Below are 15,382 nucleotides of genomic sequence, written 5' to 3'. Positions count from 1 at the left end.
AGTGTTCGTGGTCAGACCACTTGGAGAGAATGATATCAGCAAGAATAATTTGAGGAGAGTGGATAGTTTGTCAACACTTCGTGAAGAAGCACTTCACATGCATAAAGTGCATCAAGGAAAATTAGAAACTGTATCAAAAGTAAAAGTAGAAAATGCTAAAGACTTAAGTCTTGCGTATTCTCCAGGGGTTGCAGAACCTTGTAAAGAAATTTATGACGATAAAAGTAAGGTATATGAATATACAATGAAGGGAAACATGGTAGCAGTTGTGACGGACGGAACAGCTGTACTTGGTCTTGGTAATATCGGACCAGAAGCATCTCTTCCAGTAATGGAAGGTAAAGCTGTATTATTCAAAAGCTTTGCTGGCGTAGATGCATTCCCTATTGCTTTAAATACAAACGATGTAGATAAAATTGTTGAAACTGTAAAATTAATGGAGCCGACATTTGGCGGTGTAAACTTAGAGGATATTGCAGCACCCAACTGCTTTATCATTGAAGAACGTTTGAAAAAAGAAACAAATATTCCTGTATTCCATGATGATCAACACGGAACAGCTATCGTAACAGTAGCAGGTCTTGTAAACGCACTTAAGCTAGTTGAAAAGAAAATGTCTGACATTAAAGTTGTAGCAAATGGTGCAGGTGCAGCAGGTATTGCAATCATTAAACTTTTATATCGCTATGGTGTACGCGACATTATTATGTGTGACCGAAAAGGTGCGATTTATGAAGGTCGCCCTGTTGGTATGAACCCGGTGAAAGATGAAGTTGCAAAATATACGAATAAAAATCGTGTAGAAGGTTCATTAGCGGATGTTCTGCAAGGCGCGGATGTATTTATCGGTGTATCTGTAGCGGGTGCATTGACTGAGGAAATGGTTCGTACAATGAATGACGATGCAATTATTTTTGCAATGGCAAACCCAGTTCCAGAAATTATGCCGGAACTGGCAAAAGCAGCAGGAGCAGCTGTTGTTGGAACTGGTCGTTCTGACTTCCCGAACCAAGTAAATAATGTACTAGCGTTCCCTGGTATTTTCCGTGGTGCACTTGATGTACATGCTACGCAAATCAATGAAGAAATGAAAATGGCAGCTGTACAAGCCATTGCAGAGCTTGTAGCGGCAGATGAGCTAAATGCAGACTATATCATTCCAGCTCCGTTTGACGCGCGTGTAGCGCCTCAGGTGGCGGCTTATGTTGCAAAAGCTGCGATGGAGACAGGAGTAGCTCGCCGTCAAGTAGATCCAAATGAAATCGCTGAGAAAACAAAAAATTTAGCGTTGATTGGTAAAGAGTAAGCGAGGAATTTCTATTGACATCATCAAATACAAAAGTATATCTCGAAATTGTAAAGAAAATCCGTTCCATTATGGAAGAGGATGGTTTAGTCGCAGGTGATCGTTTACCATCTGAGCGCGAGTTAAGTGCTCGTTTAAACGTTGGGCGTTCATCTGTACGGGAAGCATTGCGAGCTTTAGAACTCGTAGGATTAATTGAAACAAGACGCGGTGAAGGAACGTTTATTCGAAACTTCTATGACAATGGTCTTGTTCAATTAATCGCACCATTTTTATTACAAGATGAGAAAACAATTCGTGATTTGTTACAGACGAAACGCTTGCTTGAAAAAGATGTTATTCGAATCGTATGTGATTTACCGAAAGAAACGTTTTCTAGTGTATTAGGTATGTTGAAACAAGTTCTTAAAAAGGACGAAAGTTCAATTCAGGAGTTTCATCAAATGTTTTTCAAAACACTTATTGAACGAGTGGACAATTATTTACTATATCGAATTTGGAGAATTGTAAATGATTACGTTGCGACTCTTTCTTATGAAATTTCACTAGAATCTATAGAAATCTATAGAAAGCTTTATGAAGTGTTATACGCGAAAAAAGAAGAAGAGGCGCTAAAAATTTATGATGAACTAATGGAAAACATACAGTTTCACTCGTAATGTATAAAATTTGTCGAAATGACCATGACACGTTATGACAAACAATCTATCGCATAGCGGTTAAAGTTAAACGTAAAGAGAGAGGTTATGAGTGCGTGTTCAAAAAAAGAGGATAAAGAGAGCTGAGTAGCTATCTTGACCGGACTGTTTGAACATCCTCTATTAGACAGATTGAGAAGACAAGGCTAACATCGATCTTTGGTGTTAGCCACATTTTCTTCCTAACCTTAGCTCTCAACAAAGGGGGTCAAATTGTGCTAAGAGATTTATTCGTAAAAAAGAAAAAGTACGCTGCAATTCCTTCAGAACAAGTACGAAGAGATGTACCGGACGGTGTTATGACAAAATGTCCGAAATGTAAGAAAATCATGTATACAAAAGAGCTTCTTAAAAATTTAAAAGTATGTGTAAACTGTGGCTATCATCATCCTATGAATGCATGGGAACGCCTTGATAGTGTATTGGACGAAGATTCATTTCGTGAGTATGACAAAGAGATGGTTTCGTTAAATCCACTTGGGTTCCCAAATTATGAAGAAAAATTAGAGAGTGATCGCAAGAAAACAGAATTAAATGAAGCAGTTGTGACAGGTGAAGGAACAATTGATGAAATGCTTGTTGTGATTGCAGTAATGGATTCTCGCTTTCGAATGGGCAGCATGGGCTCTGTTGTAGGAGAAAAAATTGCACGTGCAGTTGAAAAAGCATACGAATTACAAGTTCCATTTATTATCTTTACTGCATCGGGCGGTGCGCGTATGCAAGAAGGTATTTTAAGCTTAATGCAAATGGCAAAAACGAGCGTAGCTTTGAAAAAGCATAGCAATGCTGGAGGATTATTTATTTCTGTTATGACTCATCCGACGACAGGCGGTGTTTCAGCGAGTTTCGCTTCACTTGGTGACTATAATCTTGCAGAGCCAGGTGCACTTATCGGCTTTGCTGGTAGACGTGTAATTGAACAAACAGTGCGTGAGAAGTTGCCAGAAGACTTTCAAACGGCAGAATTTTTACTAGAGCACGGTCAATTGGATGCGGTTGTGCATCGCGATGATATGAGAGAGTCGCTCCGTAAGATTTTAGAAGTTCATCAAGGAGGGGAAACGGCTGTATGGCAGAGCTAGAATTTGAAAAACCAGTTGTTGAGCTAAGAAATAAGATTCGTGAACTGAAAGACTATACGAAAAACACCCAGATGGACTTCAGCGAGGAGATTCGTATTTTGGAAGACAAGCTAGAAAATTTAGAGGAAGAAATATACGGCAATATGAAAGTATGGGACCGCGTTCAAATTGCTCGTCATGCAGAACGACCGACAACGCTCGATTATATTGAGCACTTATTTACTGATTTTTTTGAATGTCATGGAGATCGTCTATATGGCGATGATGCAGCGATTGTCGGCGGCATAGCGAAATATGATGGCATGCCTGTAACAGTAATTGGGCACCAGCGCGGGAAAGATACGAAAGAAAATATTCGTCGTAATTTTGGAATGCCTCATCCAGAAGGATATCGAAAGGCGCTACGTTTAATGAAGCAAGCGGAGAAATTTAATCGTCCAATCATCTGCTTCATTGATACGAAAGGTGCTTATCCTGGGAAGGCTGCTGAAGAACGTGGGCAAAGTGAAGCAATTGCACGTAATTTATTCGAAATGGCAGGGCTTACTGTACCTGTGATTTGCATTGTTATCGGTGAAGGTGGCAGTGGTGGTGCGTTAGGTCTTGGAGTAGGAGATTACATTCATATGCTAGAAAATTCCACTTATTCTGTTATTACACCAGAGGGAGCGGCAGCGATTCTTTGGAAAGATGCAGGAAAAGCGAAAGAAGCTGCAGAAGCGATGAAAATCACGGCGGTGGATTTGAAAGAATTAGGTGTAATTGACGAAATTATTCCAGAAGCACGCGGCGGTGCGCATCGTAATATTTTAAAGCAATCAGAAAACATTGACTTAATGTTGAAAAAAACATTTGGGCAATTAAACGGTATTTCGAAAGATGAATTAATCGAAAAACGTTATGAAAAATATATGAAAATTGGGCAAGTTTCGTTTTCAAACGCTTCCATTTGGATAAAATAAGAAAAGCGTGCGTTCCATTTCGCGAATGCACGTTTTTATTGTGAAAAGACACATCTTCTCCATTGTATTTTTATATTTCTTCATGTTATTTTATTATAAGGTAAATAATCTTTATGAGGTGAGTACAAATGAAACGTATTGGTGTATTAACAAGTGGTGGAGATTCACCTGGTATGAATGCTGCCATTCGTGCAGTTGTTCGTAAAGCGATTTTCCATGATATAGAAGTATATGGTATCTATCATGGATACGCTGGATTAATTTCTGGTCACATTGAAAAATTAGAACTTGGTTCTGTTGGCGATATTATCCACCGCGGTGGTACAAAATTATATACAGCAAGATGTCCTGAGTTTAAAGACCCAGAAGTACGACTAAAAGGTATCGAGCAATTAAAGAAATTTGGCATTGAAGGACTTGTTGTTATTGGTGGAGACGGTTCTTACCAAGGTGCTAAAAAATTAACAGAGCAAGGATTCCCATGTGTCGGTGTACCAGGTACAATTGATAATGATATTCCTGGGACAGACTTCACAATTGGTTTCGATACAGCATTAAACACTGTTATTGATGCAATTGATAAAATTCGTGATACAGCTACATCTCATGAACGTACATATGTTATCGAAGTAATGGGGCGTCACGCTGGTGATATCGCATTATGGGCTGGTTTAGCAGATGGCGCAGAAACAATCTTAATTCCAGAAGAAGAGTATGACATGGAAGATGTTATTGCTCGTTTAAAACGTGGTAGTGAGCGTGGAAAGAAACATAGTATTATCGTTGTAGCAGAAGGTGTTGGAAGCGCGATTGACATCGGTAAACACATTGAAGAAGCAACAAACTTTGATACTCGTGTAACTGTATTAGGTCACGTACAACGTGGTGGATCACCAAGTGCACAAGATCGTGTATTAGCAAGCCGTCTTGGCGCTAGAGCAGTTGAACTGTTGATTGAAGGTAGAGGTGGACGCTGCGTTGGTATCCAAAATAACAAACTTGTTGATCATGACATTATCGAAGCGTTAGATCAAAAGCATACGATTGATAAAGATATGTATCAATTATCTAAAGAATTATCCATCTAATCGGCGTAATATCGAATATTTGGGAACGGTTTCATAATTTTCGGAGGTGCAATATGCGTAAAACTAAAATTGTATGTACTATAGGTCCTGCTAGTGAAAGTATTGAGAAATTAGAGCAATTAATCGAAGCGGGTATGAATGTTGCTCGTTTAAACTTCTCTCATGGTAGCCATGAAGAGCACGGAGCACGTATCAAAAACATTCGTGAAGCTTCAAAGAAAACTGGTAAAACAGTTGCGATCTTACTTGATACAAAAGGTCCAGAAATCCGTACACATGACTTCGTAGACGGACAAGCTGAGCTTGTAACAGGTGCAGAAGTAGTTCTCTCTACTGAGCAAGTATTAGGAACTGCAGAAAAGTTCTCTGTATCTTATGCTGGTCTTTATGAGGATGTAGACCCAGGTTCTCGTATTCTAATCGATGACGGCCTTATCGAACTAGAAGTAATCGAGAAAGCTGACGGAAACATCCGTACAAAAGTATTGAACAGCGGAACTGTGAAAAATAAAAAAGGTGTTAACGTACCAAACGTAAGCATTAAGCTTCCTGGTATCACTGAAAAAGACGTAAAAGATATCGTCTTCGGTATCGAGCAAAAAGTTGATTTCATCGCGGCATCTTTCGTTCGTAAAGCAGCTGACGTGTTAGAAATCCGTGAATTGTTAGAAGCGCATAATGCACAATTCATTCAAATCGTACCAAAAATTGAAAACCAAGAAGGTATCGATAACATCGATTCTATCTTAGAAGTTTCTGACGGTTTAATGGTAGCTCGTGGTGACATGGGTGTAGAAATTCCACCAGAAGAAGTGCCGCTAGTACAAAAACGTCTAATCAAAAAATGTAACGTATTAGGTAAACCGGTTATTACTGCAACACAAATGTTAGATTCTATGCAACGTAACCCACGTCCAACTCGTGCGGAAGCAAGTGACGTAGCGAACGCAATCTTTGATGGTACAGATGCAATCATGCTTTCTGGTGAAACTGCAGCGGGACAATACCCAGTAGAAGCAGTAACAATGATGGCGAACATCGCAGTACGTGTTGAAAAATCATTGCAATACGAAGATATGTTCAAAAAGCGTATTAAAGAGTTCGCTCCAACAATTACAGATGCAATTAGTCAATCTGTTGCACACACAGCGCTTGCTCTTGATGTAGCTGCAATCGTAGCTCCAACAGAAAGTGGATATACTGCAAAAATGATCTCTAAATATCGTCCAAAATCTCCAATCGTAGCTGTAACAACTGACGAGCAAGTAGGCCGTCGTCTTGCACTTGTTTGGGGTGTACAAGCGTTTATGGCTGAAAAACGTGCAGCATCTACTGATGAAATGTTAGATACTGCAATTCAAACAGGTATGAATGCAGGTCTAATCGGACTTGGAGATACAGTTGTAATTACTGCTGGTGTACCAGTTGCTGAAACTGGCACAACAAACTTAATGAAAATCCATGTTGTTGGTGAAGAAATCGCTAAAGGACAAGGGATTGGTCGCAAAGCTGCAAAAGGTAAAGTAGTTGTAGCGAAAACAGCTGCAGAAGCTGTAGCGAACGTAACAGAAGGTGACATCCTTGTTACAACAAGCACTGATAAAGATATGATTCCTGCAATTGAAAAAGCTGCAGCTCTAGTTGTAGAAGAAGGTGGCTTAACAAGCCATGCGGCTGTTGTAGGTGTATCAATCGGTATCCCGGTTATCGTTGGTGTAAACGGTGTAACAACGACTTTAAAAAATGGCCAAGAAGTAACAGTTGATGCAGCGCGCGGAATTGTTTATAATGGACATGCGGAAGTGCTATAAGAAGTAATATGGAGAGAAGGATCGGAGTCCTTCTCTTTTTTTTGCAATTTAAATACAAAAACCATTCTGAAAAAAGAAATCTTCGGTAGTGGGAAAGGGATTTCATTTTTTGTTGGATGTTTTGTGGGTTGTTTTGAGGGTGTGAGGAAATCGAGAGAGTCTAATTAGGCTGTTGGGTAGCATGAGTATCTTACTTCCTGTAAATAGTATGATGAAGGAGGATGAGGGAATGAAGTGGCTTCTTTTTCTTTTAATTTTAATCCCTGCTGTTGAAATAACGGTATTAATTGGATCTAGTCATTTAATTGGTATGTGGCCGACGTTTGCTATGATCGTGTTTACAGGTGTACTTGGCGCTTATTTAGCAAAACGACAAGGGCTTATAGTATTAAAGGAGATTCAATTTCGGTTAAATAGAGGTGAAATGCCAGGAGATGCTGTATTAGATGGTATTTTTGTTTTTATAGGTGGACTTCTTCTTTTGACACCAGGATATGTGACGGATGTAATCGGGTTTATTTTTATATTTTCGGTAACACGACAGCCGTTTAAGTTCATGATGATTAAATGGTTAGAGCGGAAAATAAGAAGAAACACGACAATTATTGTACAAAAATAACACTTGAAACAGAAATGTTTTAAGTGTTATTTTTTTGTCGAAATATAAAGTGTATATTTATTCATTTGTAGAAAAAGGAAGAAAAGGGATTGATATTTATGTTGAAAATAGAATAAAAATACAAAGGTATTCTCGGTTGTATTATTTTATGCAAAAAGCAAGGGAATCCCCCATTTATTATAGGGAATTCCCTTGCTTATTTTATTGCGAACAACGACTATTGTGGGAAATTTATTTTAATGGTGTGCCTTTAATAAACTTCCATAAATCATGAAATACATGAGCTTTGTGCAATGTGTTTAATAATACTAATGTAACTGGGCCAATAATTAATCCTAAGAAACCATATAGCTTAAACCCAACGAATAACGCAATAAGTGTTGGTAATGGATCGAGTCCGATGTTGGAGGATAACACTTTCGGTTCCATAATTTGTCTTTGAACAATGACAACAATATATAAAATAAGTAGACCAATTGTGAAAGCTGTGTCCCCTGTGAAAAATACATATATAATCCAAGGAACAAAGACTGCTCCCGTTCCTAAATAAGGAAGTAAGTCTACAATTCCTGTAATGATTGCGATTGTGATGGCGTATGGTACGCGCAAAATTAATAGTCCAATTAGTACGATGACGGTGGTCATAGATACAAGTGTGAGTTGTGCTTTTACAAATCCAAATAATGCTTTTCGTAAATCAACAAAAATAGTCTTTCCGTATCCGTGTATGCGATTTGGAAGTAGTCGCTTTACTTTATGAGCGAGTGTATGCCAATCAAAACTAATAAAGAAAGTCGCTAATAGGATGAAGACGAGGACTGTTAAAGTTGTTGGGAGTGCACTGATGAAATTTGTTAATCCACTTATAATGGCGGTTAACAGCTCTTTCATTTGCTTTGTTGCTTCCGTTCCTAGATTTTGAATGTTTTGTGTAATTGTATATTGTTGTGATTCACCAAGATGATTAAATTTAGAAATTAAATCATCATATAAAGGCATAATATTATTGAGTGCAAATTGCTGTGCATACTGTACAATTGCTGGAAACTTTTCTGTGACGATTTGTAGTAAGTAAGTTGTGGCGGAAATCGCTTCTGTCACAAGATATGTAACAAGTCCGACGATGGCACCGAACACGAGAATTAAGCTGACGAGTACCGCTAGGGCACGAGGGAATTGTAGTTTTTGATTGAGAAAATTTACGACTGGATTAATCAAATAAGCAAAAGCTAATGCGATGATAAAAGGGTATATAAGACCTGAAACATACAAAAGCGCATAAAACCCAATTGTTGTTGCTAAAATGACAAATATAAGTCGCAATACGATATACAGTGAGTTTCGATTCAAAGGTGCTTACCTCCCATTCCAAATTGTATTTATGTTATAGTGGAATGATGGATTTATCCTGCTATTCACGGGCAGTATGAATTACTTCAAGGTGCGAAGTAATCGGCGCGTAAAAGCTTGACGGTGAAGGCTAATCAATAGTAAATGCTTTCTCTGTACTGATTGACGAGAGCTTCACTTTACCTACTTTGTATTTTACCGGTTTCTTATAAGAAAAGAAAGAAGTGTGCTTTTCTTTCTCGGTAAATATAAAAACAACTTATTTTGGTCTCGTTTAGAGCGTTTAAGGTCTGCTGTATCATCTATATTGATTGATGAATACTCTTGCCTATATCGTGTATAACGATATGTTTAACAGCGATTTACTTTGTAAACAGGTTCATTATTTTCAGAAAGGAAGTGTAATCATGATTAGTCAATCAACGTTATTTTTATTCATACTACTTATTATTGGACTTATTGCTAAAAATCAATCGCTCACTGTAGCGGTTGGCGTTTTATTTTTATTAAAGTGGACGTTTCTAGGAGAAAAAATTCTTCCATATTTACAAACGAAAGGAATTAATCTTGGTGTAACGGTTATTACGATTGCGGTTCTTGTTCCGATCGCTACGGGTGAAATTGGATTTAAGCAGCTTGGTGAAGCAGCTAAATCGTATTATGCATGGATTGCACTCGCTTCAGGGATAGCGGTTGCTTTGTTAGCAAAGGGTGGTGTGCAGTTATTAACGAACGATCCTCATATTACAACTGCGCTTGTATTTGGAACAATTATTGCAGTTGCATTATTTAATGGAGTTGCTGTAGGGCCATTAATTGGAGCTGGAATTGCCTATGCTGTGATGAACATTATACAGATGTTTAAGTGAAAAATTTTATAGTAATATAAAATTTTTGAATTCTTTCCATTCACAAAAGTCAGATAATTGTTTATAATAGAATTAGAAACATGTAAAGGCTACATAGCAACGAAGACTTACACCAGATAAAATAAAAACAACATAAAATAATTTTCTGCTGACATTGTTTTATGTTGTTTTTATCATAAACTCTTCGAAACTAGTTTTCCTCACCATCTATTGTTCTAAGCGTGAGGATTCGGAGAGAAACTCACGCTCATGCTTTGATAAAGCAATGGAACAACGAGATGGGAACACCACAACAAATTTGCATGATCGTGCATTTTGCTTGCCTAAAGAGTGAACGGGCGTTCATAATTTAGGAGGGAAGCAAACAGATATAAGGGAGCAAGGTTGGGAGAATTTTCAGGAAAAGGAGAGAATGTCATGACTGTTATTCGAGGATTAGAAGGGGTAGTAGCAACAACATCATCTGTGAGTTCTATTATTGATGATACATTAACGTATGTTGGGTATAATATTGATGATTTAGCGGAAAATGCTACGTTTGAAGAAGTGGTATATTTATTATGGCACCGTAAACTTCCTAATGAAGAGGAATTAAATAAGTTAAAAGAAATTCTATCTGAATATTCTAAAGTTCCAAGTGAGATTTTATCATATTTAAAACAAGTAGATTTAAAGATTGCACATCCGATGTCTGTTTTACGAACTGCGATTTCCATGTTATCATTATACGATGAGAGCGCTGAATTAATGGATGAGAAGTCCAATTATTTGAAAGCGGTTAAATTACAGGCTCAAGTAGGGACTCTTGTTGCAGCGTATGCAAGAATTCGTAAAGGTTTAGAAGTGGTTGAGCCACGAAAAGATTTATCATTAGCTGCAAACTTTATTTATATGTTAAATAACCGCGAACCAAATGAAGTGGAAATTGAAGCTTTTGATAAAGCTCTTGTACTTCATGCGGATCATGAATTAAATGCTTCTACATTTACAGCTCGCGTTTGCGTTGCGACACTTTCAGACGTATATTCTGGTATTACAGCAGCGATTGGTGCTTTAAAAGGACCTCTTCACGGCGGAGCGAATGAAAATGTAATGAAGATGTTAAAAGAAATTGGCGAAGAAGAAAATGTAGAATCCTATATTAATAACGCACTTCAAAATAAGGTGAAAATTATGGGATTTGGCCATCGCGTATATGAGCACGGTGATCCTCGCGCGAAACATTTACGTGAAATGTCTAAGAAATTATGCGTGCTTTTAGGGGAAGAAAAATGGTATAATATGTCTATCAAAATCGAAGACATTGTCACAAAAGAAAAAGGTCTTCCACCAAATGTCGATTTCTATTCTGCTTCTGTTTACCATTGTTTAGGAATTGATCATGATTTATTTACACCAATCTTTGCAATCAGTCGTATGTCAGGTTGGTTAGCTCATATTCTAGAACAATATGAAAATAACCGCTTAATTCGTCCGCGTGCTGATTATAATGGACCAACGCACCAACGCTATGTTCCATTAGCACAACGATAAGTTAAAAACACTATTTAGATAGTGTAAATACGCTTTCAAAAATCTGATTTTTTTGCAAAGATATAATGATTGGAATATTTTAATTTGACTAACGGTTTGAACTGAGGGTTTTATTCCCTCAGTTTCACACATATGAAATTTCAAACATGGGGGTTATCACAGTGACGACAGGAGAAAAAATTACTGTAACGAATGGTGTTATGAATGTACCAAACAATCCGATTATTCCTTTTATTGAAGGTGATGGAATTGGACCAGATATTTGGGCGGCAGCATCTCGTGTATTAGAAGCAGCTGTTGAAAAAGCTTATGATGGTGAGAAGAAAATCGTTTGGAAAGAAGTGCTTGCAGGGGAAAAAGCATTCAACCAAACAGGTGAATGGTTACCAGAAGAGACGTTAAATGAAATTCGCGAATATTTAATCGCGATTAAAGGCCCACTTACAACGCCTGTTGGTGGCGGCATTCGTTCTCTAAACGTAGCGCTTCGTCAAGAGTTAGACTTATACGTATGTTTACGTCCAGTTCGTTATTTTGAAGGTGTTCCTTCACCTGTAAAACGTCCGGAAGATACTGATATGGTGATTTTCCGTGAAAATACAGAAGACATTTATGCTGGTATTGAATATGCACAAGGATCTCCAGAAGCACAAAAAGTGCTTGAGTTCTTAAAAGAAACAATGGGTGTAAACAAAATTCGCTTCCCAGAAACATCAGGGATTGGTATTAAACCAATTTCAGAAGAAGGAACAAAGCGTCTTGTTCGTGCTGCAATTCAATATGCAATTAACGAAAAACGCTCTTCTGTTACATTAGTTCATAAAGGAAACATTATGAAATTTACAGAAGGTGCTTTCAAAAACTGGGGTTATGAAGTTGCGGAACAAGAATTCGGCGATAAAGTATTCACTTGGTCTGAATATGACCGTATTGTTGAAAAAGATGGTAAAGATGCAGCGAATAAAGCGATGACAGAGGCTGAAGCAGCTGGTAAAATCATTGTTAAAGATTCTATTGCAGATATCTTCTTACAACAAATTTTAACACGTCCACGTGAGTTTGATGTTGTTGCAACAATGAACTTAAATGGTGATTATATTTCTGATGCACTTGCAGCACAAGTAGGTGGCATTGGTATTGCACCTGGTGCAAACATTAACTATGTTACTGGACATGCTATTTTTGAAGCGACACATGGTACAGCTCCAAAATATGCAGGTTTAGATAAAGTAAATCCATCTTCTGTTCTTCTTTCAGGAGTATTATTATTAGAGCATTTAGGATGGAATGAAGCTGCGAAATTAGTAACTGCTTCAGTAGAAAAAACAATTGCTTCAAAAGTGGTAACATATGACTTCGCACGTCTTATGGATGGCGCAACTGAAGTGAAATGTTCCGAATTTGCTGATGCCCTTATTAACAATATGGACTTAGCGGTAATCAAAAACGCATAATTCAAAGTGGGGGAGAAATTATGACAATCAAACGCAAAAAAGTATCAGTCATCGGTGCAGGATTTACCGGAGCAACAACAGCGTTTTTATTAGCTCAAAAAGAGCTTGCAGATGTTGTATTAGTGGACATTCCACAACTGGAGAATCCAACAAAAGGGAAAGCGTTAGATATGTTAGAAGCAAGCCCTGTACAAGGTTTTGATGCTAACATTATCGGCACATCTGATTACGTAGATACTGTTGATTCTGACGTTGTTGTTATTACAGCAGGAATTGCACGTAAACCAGGTATGAGCCGTGATGATTTAGTAGCAACAAACTCTAAAATTATGAAAAGTATTACGAAAGATATCGCAAAACATTCACCAAACGCAATTATTGTTGTGTTAACAAATCCAGTTGATGCAATGACATATTCTGTATTTAAAGAAGCTGGATTCCCGAAAGAGCGTGTTATCGGTCAATCTGGTGTATTAGATACAGCTCGTTTCCGTACATTCATCGCACAAGAATTAAATCTTTCTGTTAAAGACATTACAGGATTCGTTCTTGGTGGCCACGGTGATGACATGGTGCCTCTTGTACGTTATTCTTATGCAGGCGGTATTCCATTAGAAACATTAATTCCTGCAGAACGCTTAGAAGAAATCGTAGAACGTACGCGTAAAGGCGGCGGCGAAATTGTAAGTTTACTAGGAAACGGTAGTGCATACTACGCGCCAGCTGCTTCTTTAGTTGAAATGACTGAAGCGATTTTAAAAGATCAACGCCGCGTATTACCAGCTATCGCATACCTTGAAGGTGAATATGGCTATAGCGACCTTTACCTAGGTGTACCAGTAATTCTAGGTGGTAACGGAATTGAAAAAATTATTGAATTAGAACTTCGTGAAGAAGAAAAAGAAGCGTTAGATCGTTCGGTAGAATCTGTACGTAACGTTATGAAAGTTCTTATTTAATACAAAATATATGTTAGAAAAAGATTCGGGGCCCCGAATCTTTTTCTACTATTTAGAGGATTATTTTTTTAAAATAATATGAAAACGCTATCATTAATTGTGTCCTACAATGGGAACATAGACTTATAATATACATTGCCCTCATTATAGTAGCGCTTCGGATAATATATTGCTTTTGGTAGGATAATAAAATAAAAATTGGAGGGGGATTGTAACATGTTAAAGAAAAAAATTCAAATTGGTCGTCGAATGGATGAGATTACAGTAGGAGAAAAGTTATCTATCACTGAAAAAATTGAGGATAAAGATCTGTTATTGTATTTAGGATTAACAAATGATTCAAATCCATTATATATTCAGCATGATTACGCATCCCAAACTCCGTATGAAAAACCAATTGTACCAAGCATTATGTTAACGGGTATGATTACAACGGCAGTTACGAAATATTTACCAGGTCCAGGCAGTCATGTTGTTAGGAAGGACCTGACTTTTGTGAAGCCTGTACATCATTATGAAACTTTGCAAATTCATTTTGAAGTTGTAGCAGTTGCGGGGGAAGAGCATACGATTGATATGCGTGTATTCGCTTATGATGAAAAAGAAGAAGTGGTTGTGAAAGGTGTACTAACAGTAGCGCCGCCTTACAAATCAGCTTCTATTTTAGAAAAAGCATTGGATAATTTTTAATAATGAGTTAGTAAGAGTGTAATGAAAAATAGTGCTAACCTATTATATGCTAGGTTAGCACTATTTTTTTATCCCGCATTAACGGACAGTAACACTCCCACCTCAAAATTCAGCGAAAGCAAAGAAGTTAGGTGGGAGATGAACTGTCCGTAAAAGCCCGATTGGTGAGGGCTAATAATCAGTGGGGGACGAAGAAAACCCCCACTGATTAAAGTTTTACTTTATAGGATCGAATGTAAGTATAACTTAACTGAAAAACCCTTCTGCAAACCCTTCTGAGAAATCAGAGATGCCAGTTTGTAATGTTTCCCAGTTTGAAAAGCCGGCAGTAAAACCAACTACAAATAATAAAGCGAAGCCAGATAATACCCAATTTTTACGATTCATTTTGAATTCGCTCCTTAATAGTTTAATCTTTATATTAAAATTTAATTATATCGATTATTACATTTTAAGGAGATATAAGTCAAATGGATACCTGTTTTTAGCCACGTGGCCAAAGAATAATAAACACACCGACAAGGCAAACAGCTGCACCCGCCCAATCGAACAAATCAGGTGTTTTCTTATCAACCATCCATCCCCATAATAAACTCATGAGAATAAATACACCGCCATAAGCTGCGTATACACGTCCGAAACTAGAAAATACTTGGAATGTGGCAATTACACCATATAAACATAAAATGATTCCTCCCATTAGACCGAACCAGATGGAACCACCTTCTCGTATCCATTTCCATATGAGATATCCACCACCAATTTCAGCTAGTCCGGCAAGAATGAAAATAACAGCTGCTTTAAACATGAATATGTACCATCGCTTTCTATTAGATATATTTTCCTATATAACTATAGCACAATCAAACTTAGTGAATGGACAATTCTATTGAGAGGGGGATTGTTTTCTAGTATGATGGAAATAGTGGGGAAATACTAGGATGAAGAAGGTTTCAAG

General features: G+C 37.6%; 15 protein-coding genes. 12 read left to right on the top strand and 3 right to left on the bottom strand.

What is annotated here, in order from left to right; all coding sequences use genetic code 11:
• Positions 1 to 97: 97 nt before the first annotated feature.
• The 7 genes from ystJ to JDS96_RS06405 all read left to right on the top strand — a co-directional run bounded on the left by ystJ (position 98) and on the right by JDS96_RS06405 (position 7,569).
• A complete protein-coding gene (gene ystJ, locus JDS96_RS06435) occupies positions 98 to 1,306 on the top strand; it encodes an NADP-dependent malic enzyme (protein WP_199666418.1) in 1,209 nt (402 codons plus the stop codon).
• 14 nt (positions 1,307 to 1,320) lie between these two features.
• Complete coding sequence (locus JDS96_RS06430) at positions 1,321 to 1,965, top strand: FadR/GntR family transcriptional regulator (RefSeq protein ID WP_003200956.1); 645 nt, start codon at positions 1,321 to 1,323, stop codon at positions 1,963 to 1,965.
• Positions 1,966 to 2,219: 254 nt separating this feature from the next.
• Positions 2,220 to 3,089, top strand: a complete 870-nt coding sequence (gene accD / locus JDS96_RS06425) for an acetyl-CoA carboxylase, carboxyltransferase subunit beta (RefSeq protein WP_199666405.1) — start codon at positions 2,220 to 2,222, stop codon at positions 3,087 to 3,089.
• Positions 3,077 to 4,051 (top strand): acetyl-CoA carboxylase carboxyl transferase subunit alpha, encoded by a 975-nt coding sequence (gene accA / locus JDS96_RS06420; protein ID WP_018764465.1) that lies wholly within the window; start codon positions 3,077 to 3,079, stop codon positions 4,049 to 4,051. Before accD ends, accA begins: the two co-directional genes overlap by 13 nt.
• 128 nt (positions 4,052 to 4,179) lie before the next feature.
• Positions 4,180 to 5,139, top strand: a complete 960-nt coding sequence (pfkA, locus tag JDS96_RS06415) for a 6-phosphofructokinase (protein ID WP_003200961.1) — start codon at positions 4,180 to 4,182, stop codon at positions 5,137 to 5,139.
• 53 nt (positions 5,140 to 5,192) lie between these two features.
• Positions 5,193 to 6,950, top strand: a complete 1,758-nt coding sequence (gene pyk / locus JDS96_RS06410) for a pyruvate kinase (RefSeq protein ID WP_098217287.1) — start codon at positions 5,193 to 5,195, stop codon at positions 6,948 to 6,950.
• Between the two features lie 229 nt (positions 6,951 to 7,179).
• The gene (locus JDS96_RS06405) at positions 7,180 to 7,569 is read left to right on the top strand and encodes an FxsA family protein (protein ID WP_018764464.1); all 390 of its coding nucleotides are present in this window, start codon (positions 7,180 to 7,182) and stop codon (positions 7,567 to 7,569) included.
• A gap of 231 nt (positions 7,570 to 7,800) precedes the next feature.
• Here the strand turns inward: JDS96_RS06405 and ytvI are convergent, their stop codons facing one another.
• Positions 7,801 to 8,919 carry a sporulation integral membrane protein YtvI gene (gene ytvI / locus JDS96_RS06400; protein ID WP_018764463.1) on the bottom strand — a complete coding sequence of 373 codons (1,119 nt, stop codon included), beginning with the start codon at positions 8,917 to 8,919 and terminating at the stop codon, positions 7,801 to 7,803.
• A 407-nt stretch (positions 8,920 to 9,326) separates the two neighbouring features.
• On the opposite strand from ytvI, the gene JDS96_RS06395 reads away from it, so the two are divergent.
• The 5 genes from JDS96_RS06395 (at position 9,327) to JDS96_RS06375 (ending at position 14,424) form a co-directional block, all read left to right on the top strand.
• The gene (locus tag JDS96_RS06395) at positions 9,327 to 9,788 is read left to right on the top strand and encodes a DUF441 domain-containing protein (protein WP_003200968.1); all 462 of its coding nucleotides are present in this window, start codon (positions 9,327 to 9,329) and stop codon (positions 9,786 to 9,788) included.
• A gap of 384 nt (positions 9,789 to 10,172) precedes the next feature.
• On the top strand, positions 10,173 to 11,321 hold the full coding sequence (gene citZ / locus JDS96_RS06390) for a citrate synthase (RefSeq protein ID WP_199666404.1): 1,149 nt from the start codon (positions 10,173 to 10,175) through the stop codon (positions 11,319 to 11,321).
• Positions 11,322 to 11,482: 161 nt separating this feature from the next.
• Positions 11,483 to 12,775, top strand: coding sequence for an NADP-dependent isocitrate dehydrogenase (gene icd, locus JDS96_RS06385; protein ID WP_018764461.1), 1,293 nt, complete (start codon positions 11,483 to 11,485; stop codon positions 12,773 to 12,775).
• Between the two features lie 20 nt (positions 12,776 to 12,795).
• Positions 12,796 to 13,734, top strand: coding sequence for a malate dehydrogenase (mdh, locus tag JDS96_RS06380; RefSeq protein ID WP_199666403.1), 939 nt, complete (start codon positions 12,796 to 12,798; stop codon positions 13,732 to 13,734).
• Between the two features lie 216 nt (positions 13,735 to 13,950).
• Positions 13,951 to 14,424, top strand: a complete 474-nt coding sequence (locus JDS96_RS06375; RefSeq protein ID WP_006096177.1) for a MaoC/PaaZ C-terminal domain-containing protein — start codon at positions 13,951 to 13,953, stop codon at positions 14,422 to 14,424.
• 246 nt (positions 14,425 to 14,670) lie between these two features.
• Here JDS96_RS06375 and JDS96_RS06370 read toward each other — a convergent pair whose 3' ends face one another.
• A complete protein-coding gene (locus JDS96_RS06370; protein WP_003200980.1) occupies positions 14,671 to 14,811 on the bottom strand; it encodes a hypothetical protein in 141 nt (46 codons plus the stop codon).
• A gap of 97 nt (positions 14,812 to 14,908) precedes the next feature.
• A complete protein-coding gene (locus tag JDS96_RS06365; RefSeq protein WP_003200983.1) occupies positions 14,909 to 15,232 on the bottom strand; it encodes a YnfA family protein in 324 nt (107 codons plus the stop codon).
• Positions 15,233 to 15,382: the final 150 nt, after the last annotated feature.

Origin of the sequence: Bacillus cereus group sp. N21 (assembly GCF_016483395.1) — a bacterium.
Taxonomy (GTDB): Bacteria; Bacillota; Bacilli; order Bacillales; family Bacillaceae_G; genus Bacillus_A; species Bacillus_A pseudomycoides.
The sequence above is the reverse complement of the archived record's forward strand: the minus strand, read 5'-3'. Positions and strand labels throughout refer to the sequence as shown.

Excerpts from the sequence above, each read along its gene's own strand:
- ystJ (WP_199666418.1), top strand. The coding sequence starts at position 98 with ATGCATAAAGTGCATCAAGGAAAATTAGAAACTGTATCAAAAGTAAAA.
- accA (WP_018764465.1), top strand. The coding sequence starts at position 3,077 with ATGGCAGAGCTAGAATTTGAAAAACCAGTTGTTGAGCTAAGAAATAAG.
- pfkA (WP_003200961.1), top strand. The coding sequence starts at position 4,180 with ATGAAACGTATTGGTGTATTAACAAGTGGTGGAGATTCACCTGGTATG.
- pyk (WP_098217287.1), top strand. The coding sequence starts at position 5,193 with ATGCGTAAAACTAAAATTGTATGTACTATAGGTCCTGCTAGTGAAAGT.
- JDS96_RS06405 (WP_018764464.1), top strand. The coding sequence starts at position 7,180 with ATGAAGTGGCTTCTTTTTCTTTTAATTTTAATCCCTGCTGTTGAAATA.
- JDS96_RS06395 (WP_003200968.1), top strand. The coding sequence starts at position 9,327 with ATGATTAGTCAATCAACGTTATTTTTATTCATACTACTTATTATTGGA.
- mdh (WP_199666403.1), top strand. The coding sequence starts at position 12,796 with ATGACAATCAAACGCAAAAAAGTATCAGTCATCGGTGCAGGATTTACC.
- JDS96_RS06375 (WP_006096177.1), top strand. The coding sequence starts at position 13,951 with ATGTTAAAGAAAAAAATTCAAATTGGTCGTCGAATGGATGAGATTACA.
- JDS96_RS06370 (WP_003200980.1), bottom strand. The coding sequence starts at position 14,811 with ATGAATCGTAAAAATTGGGTATTATCTGGCTTCGCTTTATTATTTGTA.
- JDS96_RS06365 (WP_003200983.1), bottom strand. The coding sequence starts at position 15,232 with ATGTTTAAAGCAGCTGTTATTTTCATTCTTGCCGGACTAGCTGAAATT.